Below are 15,728 nucleotides of genomic sequence, written 5' to 3'. Positions count from 1 at the left end.
CAAAATCCTAGTTGCAATGTCAGGGGGCGGCGGTCTCTAATTAGAAACAATCAAAATCAATCCGGGGAGGTATATTCCGTGTCTACAGTCAAACTGACGGTGAACGGCAAGGCCGTTGCCGTCGACGTCGAGGACCGCACGCTGCTGGTCCAACTCCTGCGGGATCACCTCAACCTCACCGGGACCCATGTCGGCTGCGACACCAGCCAGTGCGGCGCCTGCGTCGTACACGTGGACGGCAAGGCGGTGAAATCCTGCACCATGCTGGCCGGCCAGGCCGACGGCGCCAGCGTCACCACCATCGAAGGCATCGCCAAGGGCGATGAGCTGCATCCGATGCAGGCCGCCTTCCGCGACAATCACGGCCTGCAATGCGGCTATTGCACGCCGGGCATGATCATGTCGGCGATCGACATCGTGCACCGCCATGGCGGCCAGCTCGACGAGCCCACCGTGCGCCAAGAGCTCGAAGGCAATATCTGCCGCTGCACCGGCTACCACAACATCGTCAAGGCCGTGCTGGACGCAGCCGGGCGCATGAAGGTCTCGCAGGCGGCCGAGTAAATCGGCGCGCCTCGAATAAAGAACCACCGCTGCCGCTTTCGAGGGAAAGCGCAGTCAAAGAAACTTCCGGTCGGGAGGACCAGACATGGGTGTTGAAGGCATCGGCGCGCGCGTCGTGCGCAAGGAAGACAAGCGTTTCATTACCGGCAAAGGCCGTTACGTCGACGACATCAAATTGCAGGGCATGACCCATGCCCATTTCATCAGAAGCCCGCATGCGCATGCCAAGGTGAAGAAGATCGATTCATCCGCCGCGCTCAACATGCCGGGCGTGGTCGCCGTGCTCACGGGACAGCAGATCGTCGACGACAAGGTCGGCAATCTCATCTGCGGCTGGGCCATCACCTCCAAGGACGGCAGCCCGATGAAGATGGGCGCATGGCCGGCGATGGCGCCGGAAACCGTGCGCTTCGTCGGTCAGGCCGTCGCGGTCGTGATCGCCGACAGCAAGAACCTCGCGCGCGACGCGGCCGAAGCCGTGGTCGTGGATTATGAAGAGCTGCCGGCAGTCGCCGATATCCATGCCGCGATCAAGGCCGGCGCAGCCCAGCTTCACCCCGAAGCCCCCGGCAACCAGGTCTATGACTGGGTGATCGGCGACGAGGGCGCGACGGATGCCGCCTTCGCCAAGGCCGCCAATGTGGTCAAGCTCGACGTCACCAACAACCGCCTCGCCCCGAACGCGATGGAGCCGCGCGCGGCGATCGCCGACTATGACGCGGCGGAAGAGCACTTCACGCTCTATACGACCTCGCAGAACCCGCACGTCGCCCGCCTCGTGCTCTCGGCGTTCTACAACATCGCCCCCGAGCACAAGCTGCGCGTGATCGCCCCCGACGTCGGCGGCGGCTTCGGCTCAAAAATCTTCATCTATCCCGAGGAGATGGTGGCGCTGTGGGCCTCGAAGAAGGTCGGCCGTCCAGTAAAATGGACCGGCGACCGCACCGAGGCCTTCCTCACCGATGCGCATGGCCGTGACCATGTGACCCATGCCGAAATGGCGTTCGATGCCAACAACAAGATCACCGGCTTGAAGGTGAAGACCTACGCCAATTTCGGCGCCTACATGTCGCTGTTCTCCTCGTCGGTCCCGACCTATCTCTACGCGACGCTGCTGTCGGGCCAGTACAACATCCCGGCGATCCATGCCGAGGTGGTCGGGGTCTACACCAACACCACGCCGGTCGACGCCTATCGCGGCGCAGGCCGCCCCGAGGCGAGCTATTTGATCGAGCGGCTGATGGAGACGGCGGCGCGGCAGCTCAAGGTCGATCCGGCAGCACTGCGCCGGAGCAACTTCATCACCCAGTTCCCGCACCAGACGCCTGTGATCATGGCCTATGACACCGGTGATTTTAATGCCTCGCTCGATGCCGCGATGAAGGCGATCGACTATGCCGGCTTCGCAGCCCGCAAGGCCAAGGCGAAGGCGGACGGCAAGCTGCGCGGCATCGGCGTGTCCTGCTACATCGAGGCCTGCGGCATCGCGCCGTCGAAGGCCGTCGGTAGCCTCGGCGCCGGCGTTGGTCTGTGGGAATCCGCCGAAGTGCGGGTCAACCCGGTCGGCACCATCGAGATCCTGACGGGCTCGCACAGCCACGGCCAGGGTCACGAGACCACGTTCTGCCAGCTCGTTGCGGAACGCTTGGGCGTTCCCATCAGCCAGGTCTCGATCGTCCATGGCGACACCGACAAGGTGCAGTTCGGCATGGGCACCTACGGCTCGCGCTCGGCGGCCGTCGGTCTCACCGCGATCCTGAAGGCCATGGAGAAGATGGAGTCCAAGGCCAAGAAGATCGCGGCGCATGCGCTCGAAGCGTCCGAGGGCGACATCGTCATCGAGAACGGCGAGTTCAAGGTGGCCGGCACGGACAAGGCGATCGCCTTCCCGATGGTCGCGCTCGCGGCCTACACCGCGCACAATCTGCCTGACGGGATGGAGCCGGGCCTGAAGGAAAGCGCCTTCTACGATCCGACCAACTTCACCTTCCCGGCCGGCGCCTACATCTGCGAGCTCGAGGTCGATCCCGGCACCGGCAAGACCTCCTTCGTCAACTTCGTCGCGGCCGACGATTTCGGCCGGCTGATCAACCCGATGATCGTCGAGGGACAGGTCCATGGCGGCCTTGCCCAGGGCATCGGGCAGGCGCTGCTCGAGCACGCCATCTACGATGCCAACGGCCAGCCCGTCACGGCCTCGTTCATGGACTACTCCATGCCGCGCGCCGACGACCTGCCCTCGTTCAACCTCTCCCACACCACGACGCTGTGCCCGGGCAATCCCCTGGGCATCAAGGGCTGCGGTGAGGCCGGCGCGATCGGCGCCTCTGCGGCCGTGATCAACGCGATCACGGATGCGATCGGCAAGAACAATCTGGAAATGCCCGCAACCCCGGACCGGGTGTGGCGCACGATCCACGCGGCCTGAGAGGAGCAACAAGATGTACCAGACCACTTATCATCGCCCCTCCTCGGTCGACGAGGCCGTCGCCCTGTTCGGCAAGAGCAGTGAGGCGAAATTCCTCGCCGGCGGCCAGACCTTGCTGCCGGTCATGAAGCAGCGGCTCGCCAGCCCGTCCGACGTGATCGATCTCGGCAAGATCAAGGAGCTGCAGGGCGTCGAGCTCTCGGGCGACGTGCTGACCATCAAGGCCGGCACGACCTATTTCGACATCATGCAGAATGCCGACGTGAAGAAGGCGATCCCCGCGATCGCCTATCTCACCTCGGTGCTCGGCGATCCCGCCGTGCGTTATCGCGGCACGATCGGCGGCTCGATTGCCAACAACGATCCCGCCGCGGATTATCCGGCCGCGCTGCTGGCGCTCGGTGCCACCGTCAAGACCAACAAGCGGTCGATCTCGGCCGAGGACTTCTTCCAGGGCCTGTTCACGACGGCGCTGGAAGACGGCGAGATCATCACCGCGGTGTCGTTCCCGGTGCCGGCGAAGGCAGGCTACGAAAAAATGCGGCACCCGGCCTCACGCTTCGCGCTGACTGCCGTGTTCGTCGCGCAGACGAAGTCGGGCGAGATCCGTGTTGCCGCCACCGGCGCCTCGCAGAGCGGCGTGATGCGGGTGCCCGCGATCGAAGCCGCGCTGAAGGCGAACTGGTCGCCGTCGGCGCTCGACAATGTCAGCATTCCGGCGAGCGGATTGCTGGCCGATATCCACGGGACCGCGGAATACCGCGCCAACCTCGTCAAGGTGATGGCGCAGCGCGCGGTGGCCGCCGCGGGCTGACCGAGTCGCTAAAGCGCGACAGCGCGTCGCGCCTTAGCGCCTCAACACAAATCTTCCGCGGCGCGCAGCAATGCGCGCCGCTTTTTATTATGCGCCCATGCATGAAAACCGCTTGCCACGCGGACATGAAGGCGAGAAAAGTTAATCAGCCAATTAACTCGTCCCCAAAGAGGAACGTCTAAGGCGATTGCCGGACCACCGGCATTCGCCGGTGACCCGAGGAAACAACAGCGTGCTCGATAAACCAGCGCCCACCTCCTCCGTCCGCACCTCCGGCCCGCTTTCGGGCTTCCGTGTCGTCGAATTCGCCGGCATCGGACCCGGCCCATTCGCCTGCATGATGCTGGCTGACATGGGCGCCGATGTCGTCACGCTCGATCGCGTCGGTGCGAAGAAGAGCATGAAGTCGGTCGCGGGCCGCGGCCGCAAGGTGATCGAGCTCGACCTCAAGGACAAGGCGGCGATCGCAGAGGTGCTCGACCTGCTTGCCAGCGCCGACGCGCTGGTCGAGGGCTTTCGTCCCGGCGTGATGGAACGGCTTGGGCTCGGGCCCGACGTCGTGCTCGCGCGCAATCCCAAACTCGTCTACGGCCGCATGACCGGCTGGGGCCAGGAAGGCCCGCTGGCCAACGCCGCCGGCCATGACATCAATTACATCTCGATCACCGGCGCGCTGGCCGCGATCGGCACCAAGGAAGCCCCGGTGCCGCCGCTCAATTTGGTCGGCGATTTCGGCGGCGGTGCACTCTATCTCGTCGTCGGCGTGCTCGCCGCCCTCCTCGAAGCGCAAAGGTCCGGCAAGGGCCAGGTCGTGGACGCCGCGATGTGCGACGGCGCGGCATCGCTGATGTCGTTCTTCTTCGACATGAAGACGATCGGCCGCTGGAGCGAGGGGCGCAACCAGAACTTCCTCGACGGCGGCGCACATTTCTACGGCGTCTATGAATGTGCCTGCGGGCACTTCGTCTCGATCGGCTCGATCGAACCGCAGTTCTACGCGCTGCTGCGCGAGCACGCGGGCCTGACCGATGCCGACTTCGACGCGCAGATGAACCCCAAGGCCTGGCCCGCGCTGAAGCAGAAGTTGCAGGCCGTGTTTAGGAGCAAGACCCGCGAGGACTGGTGCAAGATCATGGAAGGCACCGACATCTGCTTCGCGCCGGTGCTCACCATGTCGGAAGCGACCGAGCATCCGCACATGGTCGCCCGCAACGTCTTCCTCGAGCGCCACGGCGTGAAGCAGCCCGCGCCCGCGCCGCGGTTCTCACGCACGCCGTCGGCGGTGCGGGAGCCGGAGGGCGCGGAGATTGGTGCGGTGATGGCTGCGTGGAAGAGGTAGATCTAGCCTCGGCAAAGATCGCGTAGGGTGGGCAAAGGCGCGAAGCGCCGAGCCCACCACCGCTCCGCAATTCTGATAGAAGTAGTGGGCACGCTTGCGCTTTGCCCACCACGGCAGTGTGCCCGAACGCAGCGACCTACGCCGCCGTATCCACCTTCAACACGCCGCGCCGGATCTGGTCCTCCTCGATCGACTCGAACAGGGCCTTGAAGTTGCCCTCGCCAAAGCCGTCGTCGCCTTTGCGCTGGATGAACTCGAAGAAGATCGGGCCGATCGCGTTGGCGGAGAAGATCTGCAGCAGCACCTTGGTCTGGCCGCCATCGACCACGCCCTCACCATCGATCAGAATGCCGTTGGTCTGGAGCCGCGCGACGTCCTCGCCGTGCTTCGGCAGGCGCGCGTCGATCCGCTCGAAATAGGTCTCGGGCGGCGACGGCATGAACGGCAGGCCGGCTTCGCGCAGGCCTTCGATGGTGGCGTGGATATCGCGGCAGCCGCAGGCGATGTGCTGGATGCCCTCGCCGCGATAGATATTGAGATATTCCTCGATCTGGCCGGAATCGCCGGCGTCCTCGTTGATCGGAATCCGGATCTTGCCGTCGGGGCTGGTCAGCGCGCGCGAGAACAGGCCGGAGGCGCGACCCTCGATGTCGAAGAAGCGGATCTGGCGGAAGTTGAACAGCTTTTGGTAGAAGCCCGTCCACACATCCATGCGGCCGCGATGGACGTTGTGGGTGAGGTGATCGAGATAGAACAGGCCGGCACCGACCGGCTTGGGATCGCGTGCCCCCAACCACTCGAACTCGGCATCGTAAGCCGAGCCCTTGGCGCCGTAGCAATCGACGAAATAGAGCAGGCTGCCGCCGATGCCCTTGATCGCGGGCACATCAAGCGTCTTCTGCACCGACGACACATCGGCAGGTTCGGCGCCGAGCGCGATCGCACGGTCATAGGCCGCCTTCGCATCGACCACGCGAAACGCCATCGACGGCGCGCAGGGGCCGTGCGCGGCGACGAAGTCGAAGCCGTGGGTGCCGGGCTCCTCGTTGACGAGATAGTTGATGTCGCCCTGGCGGTAGACCGTGATCTTCTTGCTCTTGTGGCGGGCGACGGGCGCATAACCCATCAGCTTGAACAACGCGTGCAGCTCTTCCGGATTGGGATGCGCATATTCGACGAACTCGAACCCGTCGGTGCCCATCGGATTGTCGGCGGTGACGGTGGCCGGCGGTGCATCGTGCGGAAACGGACCCATGGTGCTCTCCAATTGCTGCTGCCATGAACTATCCTTCACCGGGCGTGCAATGAGCGTGCAAACGGGACGCGTTTTGGCTATCATATGCACGATCCGTGCATGAAATGGATAAATGACGCATGATCTCCGTAGACGCCTTCGACCTCAAGATCCTGGGCGCGCTCCAGGACGACGGCCGCCTCACCAACCAGGAGCTCGCCGATCTCGCGGGTCTCTCGGCCTCGCAATGCTCGCGGCGGCGGATGCGGCTGGAGGAGGAGAAGGTGATCTCGGGCTATCACGCCGATCTCTCCAGCGAAGCGCTGGGCTTCGGCGTGATCGCCTTTATCCAGGTGGGGCTCGCGACCCACTCGCCGGACAATTCGAAACGCTTCCGCGCCTTGGTCAACCGCATCGACGAGATCCAGGAAGCTTATTCGCTGACGGGCGACGCCGATTACGTGCTCAAAGCCGTGCTGCGCGACCTCAAGGGTCTCTCCAATCTCGTCAACGACGTGCTGATGCCGCACCAGAGCGTGGCGCATGTGCGCTCCTCGATCGTGCTCGACAGGCTCAAGGAAAGCTCGCGGCTGCCGCTGAAGGATTTGAAGGCTGGCTGAAATCGAGGGAACTACGGCATTCGCGCTTCACGCGCCGTCTGCGATGATCAAGCCAATCTGCGGAGATTCTGCCATGGCCCTCCAGCTTCGACCGAACTGCGAATATTGCGACCGCGACCTGCCGCCTGATGCAACGGACGCGCGGATCTGCTCCTATGAATGCACGTTCTGTGCGGATTGCGTGGAGACGAAACTCTCCAACGTCTGCCCGAATTGCGGCGGCGGCTTTGCGCCGCGCCCGATCAGGCCGACGCAGGAATGGCGGCCGGGCGTGTGCGTCACCAAACACGTGCCGTCCGACAAGCGGGTGCATTTGAAGTACAGCGTGGAGGATGTCGCGGCGCATTGCGCGCGGGTCAGGGACGTGCCGCCGGAGAGGCGGTGACTTCGTAGGGTGGGCAAAGGCGCCCTTGCGCCGTGCCCACCACGTCTCCGCAAGCGCGATCGTGATGGTGGGCACGCTTCGCTTTGCCCACCCTACGACACCGGAACGCGCGGCTACTCCGCCGCCAAAATCGTCCCCTCGACCTCTCCGAACCCGACCCGGTAGCCATTGCCCTGGCACCAGCCGCGCATGACGAGGCTGTCGCCGTCTTCCAAAAACGACCGCTTGATGCCGCCGGGCAATTCCACCGGCTCGGTGCCGTTCCAGCTGATCTCCAATAGGCTGCCGCGCTGGTTCTTCTCCGGGCCGGAGATGGTGCCGGACCCAAGGAGATCGCCCACATTCATCGCACAGCCACTGGAGGCGTGATGCATGAGCTGCTGCACCGAGGACCAGTACATGTATTTGAAATTGGTGCGGCTGATGCCGGCGGGCGCATTGGCGCCGGCCGCGCGCAAGGAGACGTCGAGCTCGAGATCATAGTTCTGCGGCTTCGCCTGCTTGAGATAGTCCAGCGGCACCGGCTCCTGCTCCGGCCCCTTCAGCCGGAACGGCTCCAGCGCCTCGCGCGTCACCACCCACGGGCTGATCGAGGTCGCGAACGCTTTTGCCAGGAACGGCCCGAGCGGCACATATTCCCATTGCTGGATGTCGCGCGCGCTCCAGTCGTTGAGCAGCACGAAACCGAAGATCATCTCCTCGGCCTGTTGCTCGGTCAGCATGCCGCCCATGGCAGAGGGCTGGCCGACCACGACGCCCATCTCCAGCTCGAAATCGAGCCGCTTGCACGGCCCGAAGCTCGGCACCTCGACATTCGGCGGCTTCAGCTGGCCGCGCGGCCGCTTCACCTTCGTTCCGGAGACCACGACGGTCGAGGCGCGACCATTATAGGCGATCGGCATGTGCAGCCAGTTCGGCTGCAGCGCGTTGTCCTTGCCGCGGAACATCACGCCGACATTGGTGGCGTGCTCCTTCGACGAATAGAAATCGGTATAGCCGGACACTGCGAACGGCAGATGCAATTTTGCATCGCGCATCGGCACCAGGGCCTGCTTGCGCAGCTCCTCATTGTCACGCAGCTCCGGATGATCATGACGCAGCAGCTCGCTGATCCGCGCGCGTGTCTTCGTCCAGACCTTCGGTCCGAGCGCCATGAACGGATTGAGCGAGGGCGCGGAGAATACGCCGAGCGGCCCGACATCAAGCCGGCAATCCTGCTCGAGCGCCCAGAGATCGAACACGTAGTTGCCGATCGCGACACCGACGCGCGGCGTCGGATTGGCCGAGGTCGAGAACACGCCATAGGGCAGGTTCTGGATCGGGAAGTCGGAGGCGGGATCGACCTCGATGAAGGATCGGAGGCTGGGGTCGTTGGGGTGGGGCATGTTTCCTGCCATACGAATTCTGGTGCTGAACTTCTGTCACCCTCCCCTGGAGGGGGAGGGTCGGCTCATATTGAGCGCAGCGAAATATGAGACGGGGAGGGGTGATCTCTCAACACGGGCAGTGTTCCTTGCGGAGAGACCATCACCCCACCCCGCTACGCATTCCGCTTCGCTGCATGCGTAGCGACCCTCCCCCTCCAGGGGAGGGTAAGCAAGACTACGGCTTGTTCGGATCGAATCGCTTCTCCAGGCCCGTCCAGCAGTCCGCGTAATTGTCCTGCAGCGTCGACGACTTCGCGGCATGCGCTGTCACGCGCTGCGGGTAGCGGGTCTCGAACATGAAGGCCATGGTGCCGGTCAGCTTGACCGGTTTCAGCTCGCCGTTGCTGGCGTGCTCGAAGGCATCGCGGTCGGGACCGTGCGGCAGCATGCAATTGTGGAGTGAGATGCCGCCCGGGACAAAACCCTGCGGCTTGGCGTCGTAGACGCCGTAGATCAGGCCCATGAACTCGCTCATGATGTTCATGTGGTACCACGGCGGACGGAAGGTGTTGTCGGCCACCATCCAGCGCTCGGGGAAGATCACGAAGTCGATGTTCGCGGTGCCCGCGGTCTCCGACGGCGAGGTCAGCACCGTGAAGATCGAGGGATCGGGGTGATCGAACCCGATCGCGCCTACGGGAGAGAAGGTGCGCAGATCGTATTTATAGGGCGCGTAATTGCCGTGCCAGGCGACAACGTCGATTGGCGAATGCGGCAGCGTGGTCTTGAACAGCGAGCCGCCCCATTTCACGTAGAGCTCGGTCGGCGTGTCCTTGTCCTCGTAATACGCGACCGGGGTGAGGAAGTCGCGCGCGTTGGCGAGGCAATTGGCGCCGATCGGCCCGCGCTCCGGCAGCGTGAAGGCGCCGCCGTAGTTTTCGCAGAGATAGCCGCGCGCAGGACCGTTCGGAATCTCGACGCGGAATTTGACGCCGCGCGGGATCACCACGATCTCGCCGGGCTCGGCGTCGATACGGCCGAATTCGGTGACGACGCGCAGATTGCCCTGCTGGAGCACGAACATCAGTTCGCCGTCGGCATTGTAGAAATGCTGATCCACCATCGACTTGGTGATGAGATAGACATGCGCGGCCATGCCGGCCTGCGTGTTGACATCACCAGCCGTCGTCATGGTCTGCACGCCCTGGAGGAAGGTCATGTCCTCCTTCGGGATCGGCGCCGGGTCCCAGCGCAGCTGCGCGATCGGCAGATCGTATTCATGGCAGGGCGCCGAGCGCCACAGGCCGGCATCGGCCTTCTCGAAGCGGCCGGAATGCTTCACCGAGGGGCGGATGCGATAGAGCCAGGAGCGCTCATTGGTGCCACGCGGCGCGGTGAAGGGTGAGCCGGAGAGCTGCTCGGCGTAGAGCCCGTAAGCGCAGCGCTGCGGCGAGTTGCGCCCGATCGGCAGCGCGCCCGGCAGCGCCTCGGTCTCGAAGCTGTTGCCGAAGCCGGACATGTAGCCCGGCGTGACCTGCGCCGAGCTCCGGATGATCTGATCAGGCGAGGTGTTGACGTTCATGACTATCCTCCTCCTTGCAGGGCGGCCCACATTTCCTGGTCGCGCTTGTCGGTCCAGATCACGGGGTCGTCGATCCCCGACGCCTCGTCATAGGCGCGCGACACGTTGAACGGCAGGCAGTGCTCGTAGATGGCGAAGCTGTGGAACTTCGGATCCATGACTTCGCGCGTCGCCGCCATCGATTCCTTCAGCGTACGCCCCCTGGCGACCGAAATTTCGGCCGCGCCATAGAGCGAGGTAACGAAGTCACGCGTCATCGCGATGGCTTCGCGCACCGTGGCCGTGCCCTTCAGCGCATCGCCGCGGCCCGGCGCGATCGCCTTGGGATTGAAGTTGCGGATCTCGTTCAGCGTCAGCGGCCATTCGCGCAAATGCGCGTCACCGCAATAGCAGGCCGAGTGATATTCGATGAGGTCGCCGGAGAACATCACTTCGGCATCCGGCACCCAGGCGACGATGTCGCCGGAGGTGTGGCCTGCGCCCAACTGCATCAGGCGCACCTCGCGCTTGCCCAGATAGATCGACATCTCGCCTTCGAACGTGAGCGTCGGCCAGGTCAGGCCTGGAATGCTCGCGGCATCCTGGAACAGCCGCGGGAAGCGGCCATATTCGGAATCCCAATCCTGCTGGCCGCGTTCCTCGATGAGGCGATAGGTCTCCTGCGAGGCCACGATGCCCTGCGCCTTGTAGGCGGAGGCGCCCAGCACGCGCACGGCGTGATAGTGCGACAGCACGACATATTTGATCGGCTTGTCGGTGACGGTGCGGACGCGCTCGATCACCTTGTTGGCCATCGCCGGCGTCGACTGCGCGTCGAACACCAGGCAGCCGTCGTCACCGACGATGATCGCGGTGTTCGGATCGCCCTCCGCGGTGAAGGCATAGAGATCGGTGCCGATCTCTGAGAAGGTGATCTTCTTCTCGGAGAGATCGCCGGTGGATGCGAAGTTCTTCGCCATCAATTCGTCCTCAGGTCTTGGGGTTATTGTTGTTGCTGTTGTTGCTGCTGGCCGTCGGTCATGCGCCGCTTCGCGAGCACGATCGCTTCCCGCAACACGTCGATGTCGCCGATATGGTTGGCGAGGATCAGGACCAGTGCCGCGTCGAAATCGGCGCTCTGCTCGTCCGTGAAGCCGCGGTGCGCCTCGACGATGGCACGAAAGGCATCGTCGGGCCGCGCGAAGTTGGAGCTGGTTGAAAGCGGCATGCGAATCCTCAATTCAAGCCTTGGGCCCGCGACAACGCGGCCGCGATCGCCGCACGCGTCGGATGGCGGAAGCGGGCCGCAACGTAGCCGTCGGGCCTGAGCAGATAGGCTGTATCAGGCGCGGCGTCATAGCGCTTTGCGACAAGGCCCGAGGGATCGGCAAGCCCGCCCTCGCCACCAATGCGGATATCCTTGACACCATCGGGCGCATCGACCGCCGCGCCATTGCTGAACGACAGCAAGGTGAAGTCCGTTCCACCCCGGCGGAATGCATCGGTCAGATAGGCCTGCTCGCCAACGGGCGCGTCGAGCATGGAACAGCCGGGCAACGGTCCGCCGCGCCACGCCTCCGCGTCGGGCGATGACAGCGGCGAGTCGTAGCTGCACGGCACCGAGAGCCGCCCGCCATTGACCATGCGCTTGCCGAATTCGGTCTCCTTAGCCAGCGACAGCACTGCCTTGCGCAGCCGCGCCTCCTGGTGCGAGTTCGGCGCCATGAAATCGGTCGAGCGGGTCGATTCGCGGATGTTCTCGTCGGCCGCGAGACTCCGCTCGACATGGTAGCTCTCGAGCAGGCTCGCCGGCGAGGTGCCGCGCAACACACGATCGAGCTTCCAGGACAGATTCTCGGCGTCCTCTAGCCCGGAATTGGCACCGCGCGCACCGAAGGGCGAGACCTGATGCGCGGAATCGCCCGCAAAAATCACCCGGCCGTGGAGGAAGCGATCCATCCTCCGGCACTGGAATTTGTAGAGCGAGATCCACTCGAACTCGAACTTGTCGTGACCGAGCATGCGCGCGATCCGCGGCCGCACGTTCTCCGGCTTCTTCTCGACGACGGGATCGGCATAGCGATTGAGCTGGAGATCGATGCGCCAGACGTCGTCGGGCTGACGGTGCAGCAGCGCGGAGCGGCCGGCATGAAACGGCGGATCGAACCAGAACCAGCGCTCGGTCGGGAACTCCGCGGTCATCTTGACGTCGGCGATCAGGAACTGGTCCTCGAACACCTGTCCCGCGAACTCGGCGCCGACCATCTGCCGCAGCGACGAGCGCGCGCCGTCGCAGGCGACGACATATTGCGCGTGCAGGCGATAGGCGCCCTCCGGCGTCTCGATCGTCAGCGCGACGGAATCGTTGCGCTGTTCAAGCGCCGTCACCTTGTTGCGCCAGCGCAGATCGATCTCAGAGAGATCGCTGATGCGATCGACCAGATAGGCCTCGGCGTAATATTGCTGGAGATTGATGAAGGCCGGCCGCTTGTGACCGTCCTCGGGCAACAGGTTGAACTGGTAAAGCTGCGACTCGCCATGGAAGATGCGGCCGACGCTCCACACCACGCCCTTCTCGACCATGCGGTCGCCGACGCCGAGCCGATCCCAATATTCGAGCGACCGCTTGGAGAAGCAGATCGCGCGCGAGCCTTCGCCGATCCGGTCGGCATCATCCAGAAGGACGACGCGCTGGCCGCGCTGGGCAAGGTCGATCGCGAGCGACAGCCCCACCGGCCCCGCGCCGACGACCACCACGGGATGCTCGGCCGCACTCTGGCCGGGACGATCCTGGTCGGGATGGCGGCGATAGCCGAACTGGGTTTTGGCCTGCTGCGTATTGGCCTGCGCCATGCGCTAACCTCGGCTCTGGTCAAGAGAGGACTGATCTGCTAGATAGTCTCACGTGCAACTATTTTGGACCGGAGCCGGCCGGCCGTCAACTGGAATTCGGAGCGCAAGCCTTGGCGAGGACATCCAGCGACATCGCGCTGAAGGCACGTGAGGCCGACGAGGCTTCATTGCGGCCGAATGCGCGGCTCGATTTGTTCAAATTCGTGCCGTTCCGCCTCAACCGGCTGGCCGCCGAGGTGAGTTCCGCGCTTGCGGTCGAATATCAGGAGCGTCACGGCCTCGACATTCCGGCCTGGCGCGTGATCGCCACGCTCGGCTTCCGCAACGATGCCTGTAGCGCGCAGTACATCTCGCAATGCACCCGCACGCACAAATCCACCATCAGCCGCGCCGTGACCGCGCTGCTGCACCAGGGGCTGATCGAGCGGGTCGAGAACGAAGCCGACCGCCGCGAATTCCGCCTGCAACTGACGAAGAAGGGTCGCGCGCTGTACGAAGAGCTGTTCCCGCAATTGCTGCGGCGGGAAGACGAGATCCTCGCCTGCCTCTCTGCGCAGGAGCGCAAGCAACTGTCGGCCCTGCTCGGCAAGATCGAACAGAGCCTCGACCTGATCCAGACCAGCGAAGAGGCCGACGCGAAAGAGGCGTATTAGGGCGCGTACTCATAGAGGTGCAGACGTCGGCTTTTGGGAGGCCGATTGAGAAAGCTTGGCAGGTCCGTGACGGCACTGGCTTATATAACGGCGCTACTTGCGGCGTTTGCCGTAACTCGCGCATACGCCGCTGACATAGGTTATCTGGCTTCCCCCGGAGTCGCTGCAAACGAGTTTCCCTCACCACAGCGCCCTGTTGCACGGATCGTCAGCCCGCGCCGTGCCGCCGAAGAGCGCCGAGACGCCCTCAATGAGGCCGGTCAAATCGCACGTGCTCTTGAACTGAAACCAGGTATGACAGTGGGCGACATTGGAGCAGGCAGCGGCTACCACACGGTCAGGCTCTCGCACGTCGTCGGCCCCGCCGGTTCTGTCGTTGCCCAGGACGTCACGCGGGATTACCTCATCGAGCTCGCCAGGCGAACAGAACGTCTGAAGTTGACGAACGTGCAATTCGCGCTCGGCGAACCACACGACCCGCGTCTGCCCGCTTCCTCGCTGGATGCTGCAATCCTCGTGCACATGTATCACGAGATAGCCCAACCCTATGCCTTCCTCTACAATCTCGCGGCCGCTCTAAAGCAGGATGCGCGGGTCGGAATTGTCGATCTTGAGCTTCCGACGTCGAAGCATGGCACGCCAATTGAGCTCTTGCGCTGCGAATTGACCGCCGTCGGCTATCGCGACGTTGCCACATATGAGCTCGCAGGGGACGGAGGATACCTGGCGGTATTCTCTCCGCCGGAGGTAGCGGCTCGAAAATCTCCCCGCGACATCGTTGCTTGTGCGGATCCTGCCGGCACTCGCTGACACCACGCCCCGGATTCCGTCATTTCGCAAACGACCGCGACGGCGGCAAATGCAGCGCCCAGGCATCGACCTTGTCGCTGGCACGCGGATAGATCTCCGTCACGATCGGATCATGGCCGGGAATGAACCTGTCAGGATGTCCGGCGAGGCGTTCGATCGTCTCCCAGCCCTGCGCCATGTCACCGATATTGTAGACGATGGGGAACGGGCTCTTGCGCTGCAGATTGGCGTAGTAATGCGCGGCATCGGACGCCAGCACCACCGGCCCGCGCGCGGTCTCGACCTTGACCACCTGCAAGCCGTCGGAATGGCCGCCGACACGGTGCACGGTGACGCCGGGCGCGATCTCGCCGTCGCCGGAATAGAAATTGACGCGCTCGCCATAGACATGGCGCACCATCTGCGTGACGTGCTCGACCGAGAACGGATGTCGCAGCAGTCCGTTGCACATGCAGCGTCCCGTCGCGTAAGCCATCTCGCGCTCCTGGAGATGGAAGCGCGCGTTCGAGAAGCGATCGAGATTGCCGGCGTGGTCGTAATGCAGATGCGTCACGATAATGTCGCGAACGCTCGACGCCGCGACGCCAAAGCGCTCCAGCGCATCGACCGGATTGAGCGTCAGCTTGCGCGCCCGCGCGCTCGCCTCCTCGGCGTTGAAACCGGTGTCCACCAGGATCTCGCGGCCCTGCCCTCGGATCAGCCAGACGAAATAGTCGAGATCCTGCGCCGCGCTGTCATGCGGGTCGGGCTGAAGGAAGTTCATGTTGGGGGTGCGTGGCGACATCGTCGCATAACGCAGGGCGTAGATTTCGTAGGCGTTTCCCATGGTTTTCTTTTCTGAGTTGGACCTTCGGGGACGATCGAGCGCACCAAGCCATTGTCCGCAGCAAAGGTCAAACACCGGAGGGCTGCGACAGCGTCCAGCCTGCTATGTGAGACCCCTCACATCTTCTTTGTCGCGGCCGCTCCAGCATCCTGCCGCAGAGTCGAACCAGATGGCGCCGAGCACAACCGTGACAGTCCGTTTATTCCCCTCCCGGCGCGCCCATGCATCGCGGTCAATTGTCGCGATAATGCCGAATCTCCAAGCGGTTGACGCC

At 63.9% G+C, this 15,728-nt stretch carries 15 protein-coding genes; 8 read left to right on the top strand and 7 right to left on the bottom strand.

The window, feature by feature from the left end; translation table 11 throughout:
* The first annotated feature begins 78 nt into the window (after window positions 1–78).
* The 4 genes from AB7G19_RS02815 to AB7G19_RS02800 all read left to right on the top strand — a co-directional run bounded on the left by AB7G19_RS02815 (window position 79) and on the right by AB7G19_RS02800 (window position 5,145).
* A complete protein-coding gene (locus tag AB7G19_RS02815; RefSeq protein ID WP_063980504.1) occupies window positions 79–564 on the top strand; it encodes a (2Fe-2S)-binding protein in 486 nt (161 codons plus the stop codon).
* A gap of 85 nt (window positions 565–649) precedes the next feature.
* Window positions 650–2,992, top strand: a complete 2,343-nt coding sequence (locus tag AB7G19_RS02810) for a xanthine dehydrogenase family protein molybdopterin-binding subunit (protein WP_063980503.1) — start codon at window positions 650–652, stop codon at window positions 2,990–2,992.
* 13 nt (window positions 2,993–3,005) lie between these two features.
* Window positions 3,006–3,806, top strand: coding sequence for an FAD binding domain-containing protein (locus AB7G19_RS02805; RefSeq protein ID WP_028149283.1), 801 nt, complete (start codon window positions 3,006–3,008; stop codon window positions 3,804–3,806).
* A gap of 232 nt (window positions 3,807–4,038) precedes the next feature.
* On the top strand, window positions 4,039–5,145 hold the full coding sequence (locus tag AB7G19_RS02800) for a CaiB/BaiF CoA transferase family protein (RefSeq protein ID WP_063986007.1): 1,107 nt from the start codon (window positions 4,039–4,041) through the stop codon (window positions 5,143–5,145).
* 136 nt (window positions 5,146–5,281) lie between these two features.
* Here the strand turns inward: AB7G19_RS02800 and hppD are convergent, their stop codons facing one another.
* Window positions 5,282–6,400, bottom strand: a complete 1,119-nt coding sequence (gene hppD / locus AB7G19_RS02795; RefSeq protein ID WP_231143779.1) for a 4-hydroxyphenylpyruvate dioxygenase — start codon at window positions 6,398–6,400, stop codon at window positions 5,282–5,284.
* 119 nt (window positions 6,401–6,519) lie between these two features.
* On the opposite strand from hppD, the gene AB7G19_RS02790 reads away from it, so the two are divergent.
* Both AB7G19_RS02790 and AB7G19_RS02785 read left to right on the top strand, forming a co-directional pair.
* A complete protein-coding gene (locus tag AB7G19_RS02790; RefSeq protein ID WP_038959069.1) occupies window positions 6,520–6,999 on the top strand; it encodes an Lrp/AsnC family transcriptional regulator in 480 nt (159 codons plus the stop codon).
* 73 nt (window positions 7,000–7,072) lie between these two features.
* Window positions 7,073–7,384: a DUF1272 domain-containing protein gene (locus tag AB7G19_RS02785; RefSeq protein WP_063980502.1), complete on the top strand. Its 312-nt coding sequence runs from the start codon at window positions 7,073–7,075 to the stop codon at window positions 7,382–7,384.
* Between the two features lie 113 nt (window positions 7,385–7,497).
* Here AB7G19_RS02785 and fahA read toward each other — a convergent pair whose 3' ends face one another.
* The 5 genes from fahA to AB7G19_RS02760 all read right to left on the bottom strand — a co-directional run bounded on the left by fahA (window position 7,498) and on the right by AB7G19_RS02760 (window position 13,165).
* On the bottom strand, window positions 7,498–8,769 hold the full coding sequence (gene fahA, locus AB7G19_RS02780; protein WP_231143778.1) for a fumarylacetoacetase: 1,272 nt from the start codon (window positions 8,767–8,769) through the stop codon (window positions 7,498–7,500).
* 217 nt (window positions 8,770–8,986) lie between these two features.
* On the bottom strand, window positions 8,987–10,333 hold the full coding sequence (hmgA, locus tag AB7G19_RS02775; RefSeq protein WP_063980501.1) for a homogentisate 1,2-dioxygenase: 1,347 nt from the start codon (window positions 10,331–10,333) through the stop codon (window positions 8,987–8,989).
* A 2-nt stretch (window positions 10,334–10,335) separates the two neighbouring features.
* The gene (locus tag AB7G19_RS02770) at window positions 10,336–11,292 is read right to left on the bottom strand and encodes an MBL fold metallo-hydrolase (RefSeq protein WP_014490504.1); all 957 of its coding nucleotides are present in this window, start codon (window positions 11,290–11,292) and stop codon (window positions 10,336–10,338) included.
* A 23-nt stretch (window positions 11,293–11,315) separates the two neighbouring features.
* Window positions 11,316–11,540: a DUF2783 domain-containing protein gene (locus AB7G19_RS02765; protein ID WP_014490505.1), complete on the bottom strand. Its 225-nt coding sequence runs from the start codon at window positions 11,538–11,540 to the stop codon at window positions 11,316–11,318.
* Window positions 11,541–11,548: 8 nt separating this feature from the next.
* Window positions 11,549–13,165: an FAD-dependent oxidoreductase gene (locus AB7G19_RS02760; protein WP_063980500.1), complete on the bottom strand. Its 1,617-nt coding sequence runs from the start codon at window positions 13,163–13,165 to the stop codon at window positions 11,549–11,551.
* Between the two features lie 110 nt (window positions 13,166–13,275).
* Between AB7G19_RS02760 and AB7G19_RS02755 the strand changes: the two genes are divergently transcribed.
* A complete protein-coding gene (locus AB7G19_RS02755; RefSeq protein WP_063980499.1) occupies window positions 13,276–13,818 on the top strand; it encodes a MarR family winged helix-turn-helix transcriptional regulator in 543 nt (180 codons plus the stop codon).
* Window positions 13,819–13,884: 66 nt separating this feature from the next.
* Window positions 13,885–14,628, top strand: coding sequence for a class I SAM-dependent methyltransferase (locus tag AB7G19_RS02750; RefSeq protein WP_084794927.1), 744 nt, complete (start codon window positions 13,885–13,887; stop codon window positions 14,626–14,628).
* Window positions 14,629–14,647: 19 nt separating this feature from the next.
* Here the strand turns inward: AB7G19_RS02750 and AB7G19_RS02745 are convergent, their stop codons facing one another.
* Window positions 14,648–15,454, bottom strand: a complete 807-nt coding sequence (locus AB7G19_RS02745) for an N-acyl homoserine lactonase family protein (protein WP_063980498.1) — start codon at window positions 15,452–15,454, stop codon at window positions 14,648–14,650.
* Window positions 15,455–15,728: the final 274 nt, after the last annotated feature.

Origin of the sequence: Bradyrhizobium sp. 215_C5_N1_1, from assembly GCF_052075935.1 — a bacterium.
Classification (GTDB): domain Bacteria; phylum Pseudomonadota; class Alphaproteobacteria; order Rhizobiales; family Xanthobacteraceae; genus Bradyrhizobium; species Bradyrhizobium barranii.
Note: the sequence above shows the minus strand (reverse complement) of the source record. Positions and strands in the feature narration are given on the sequence as shown.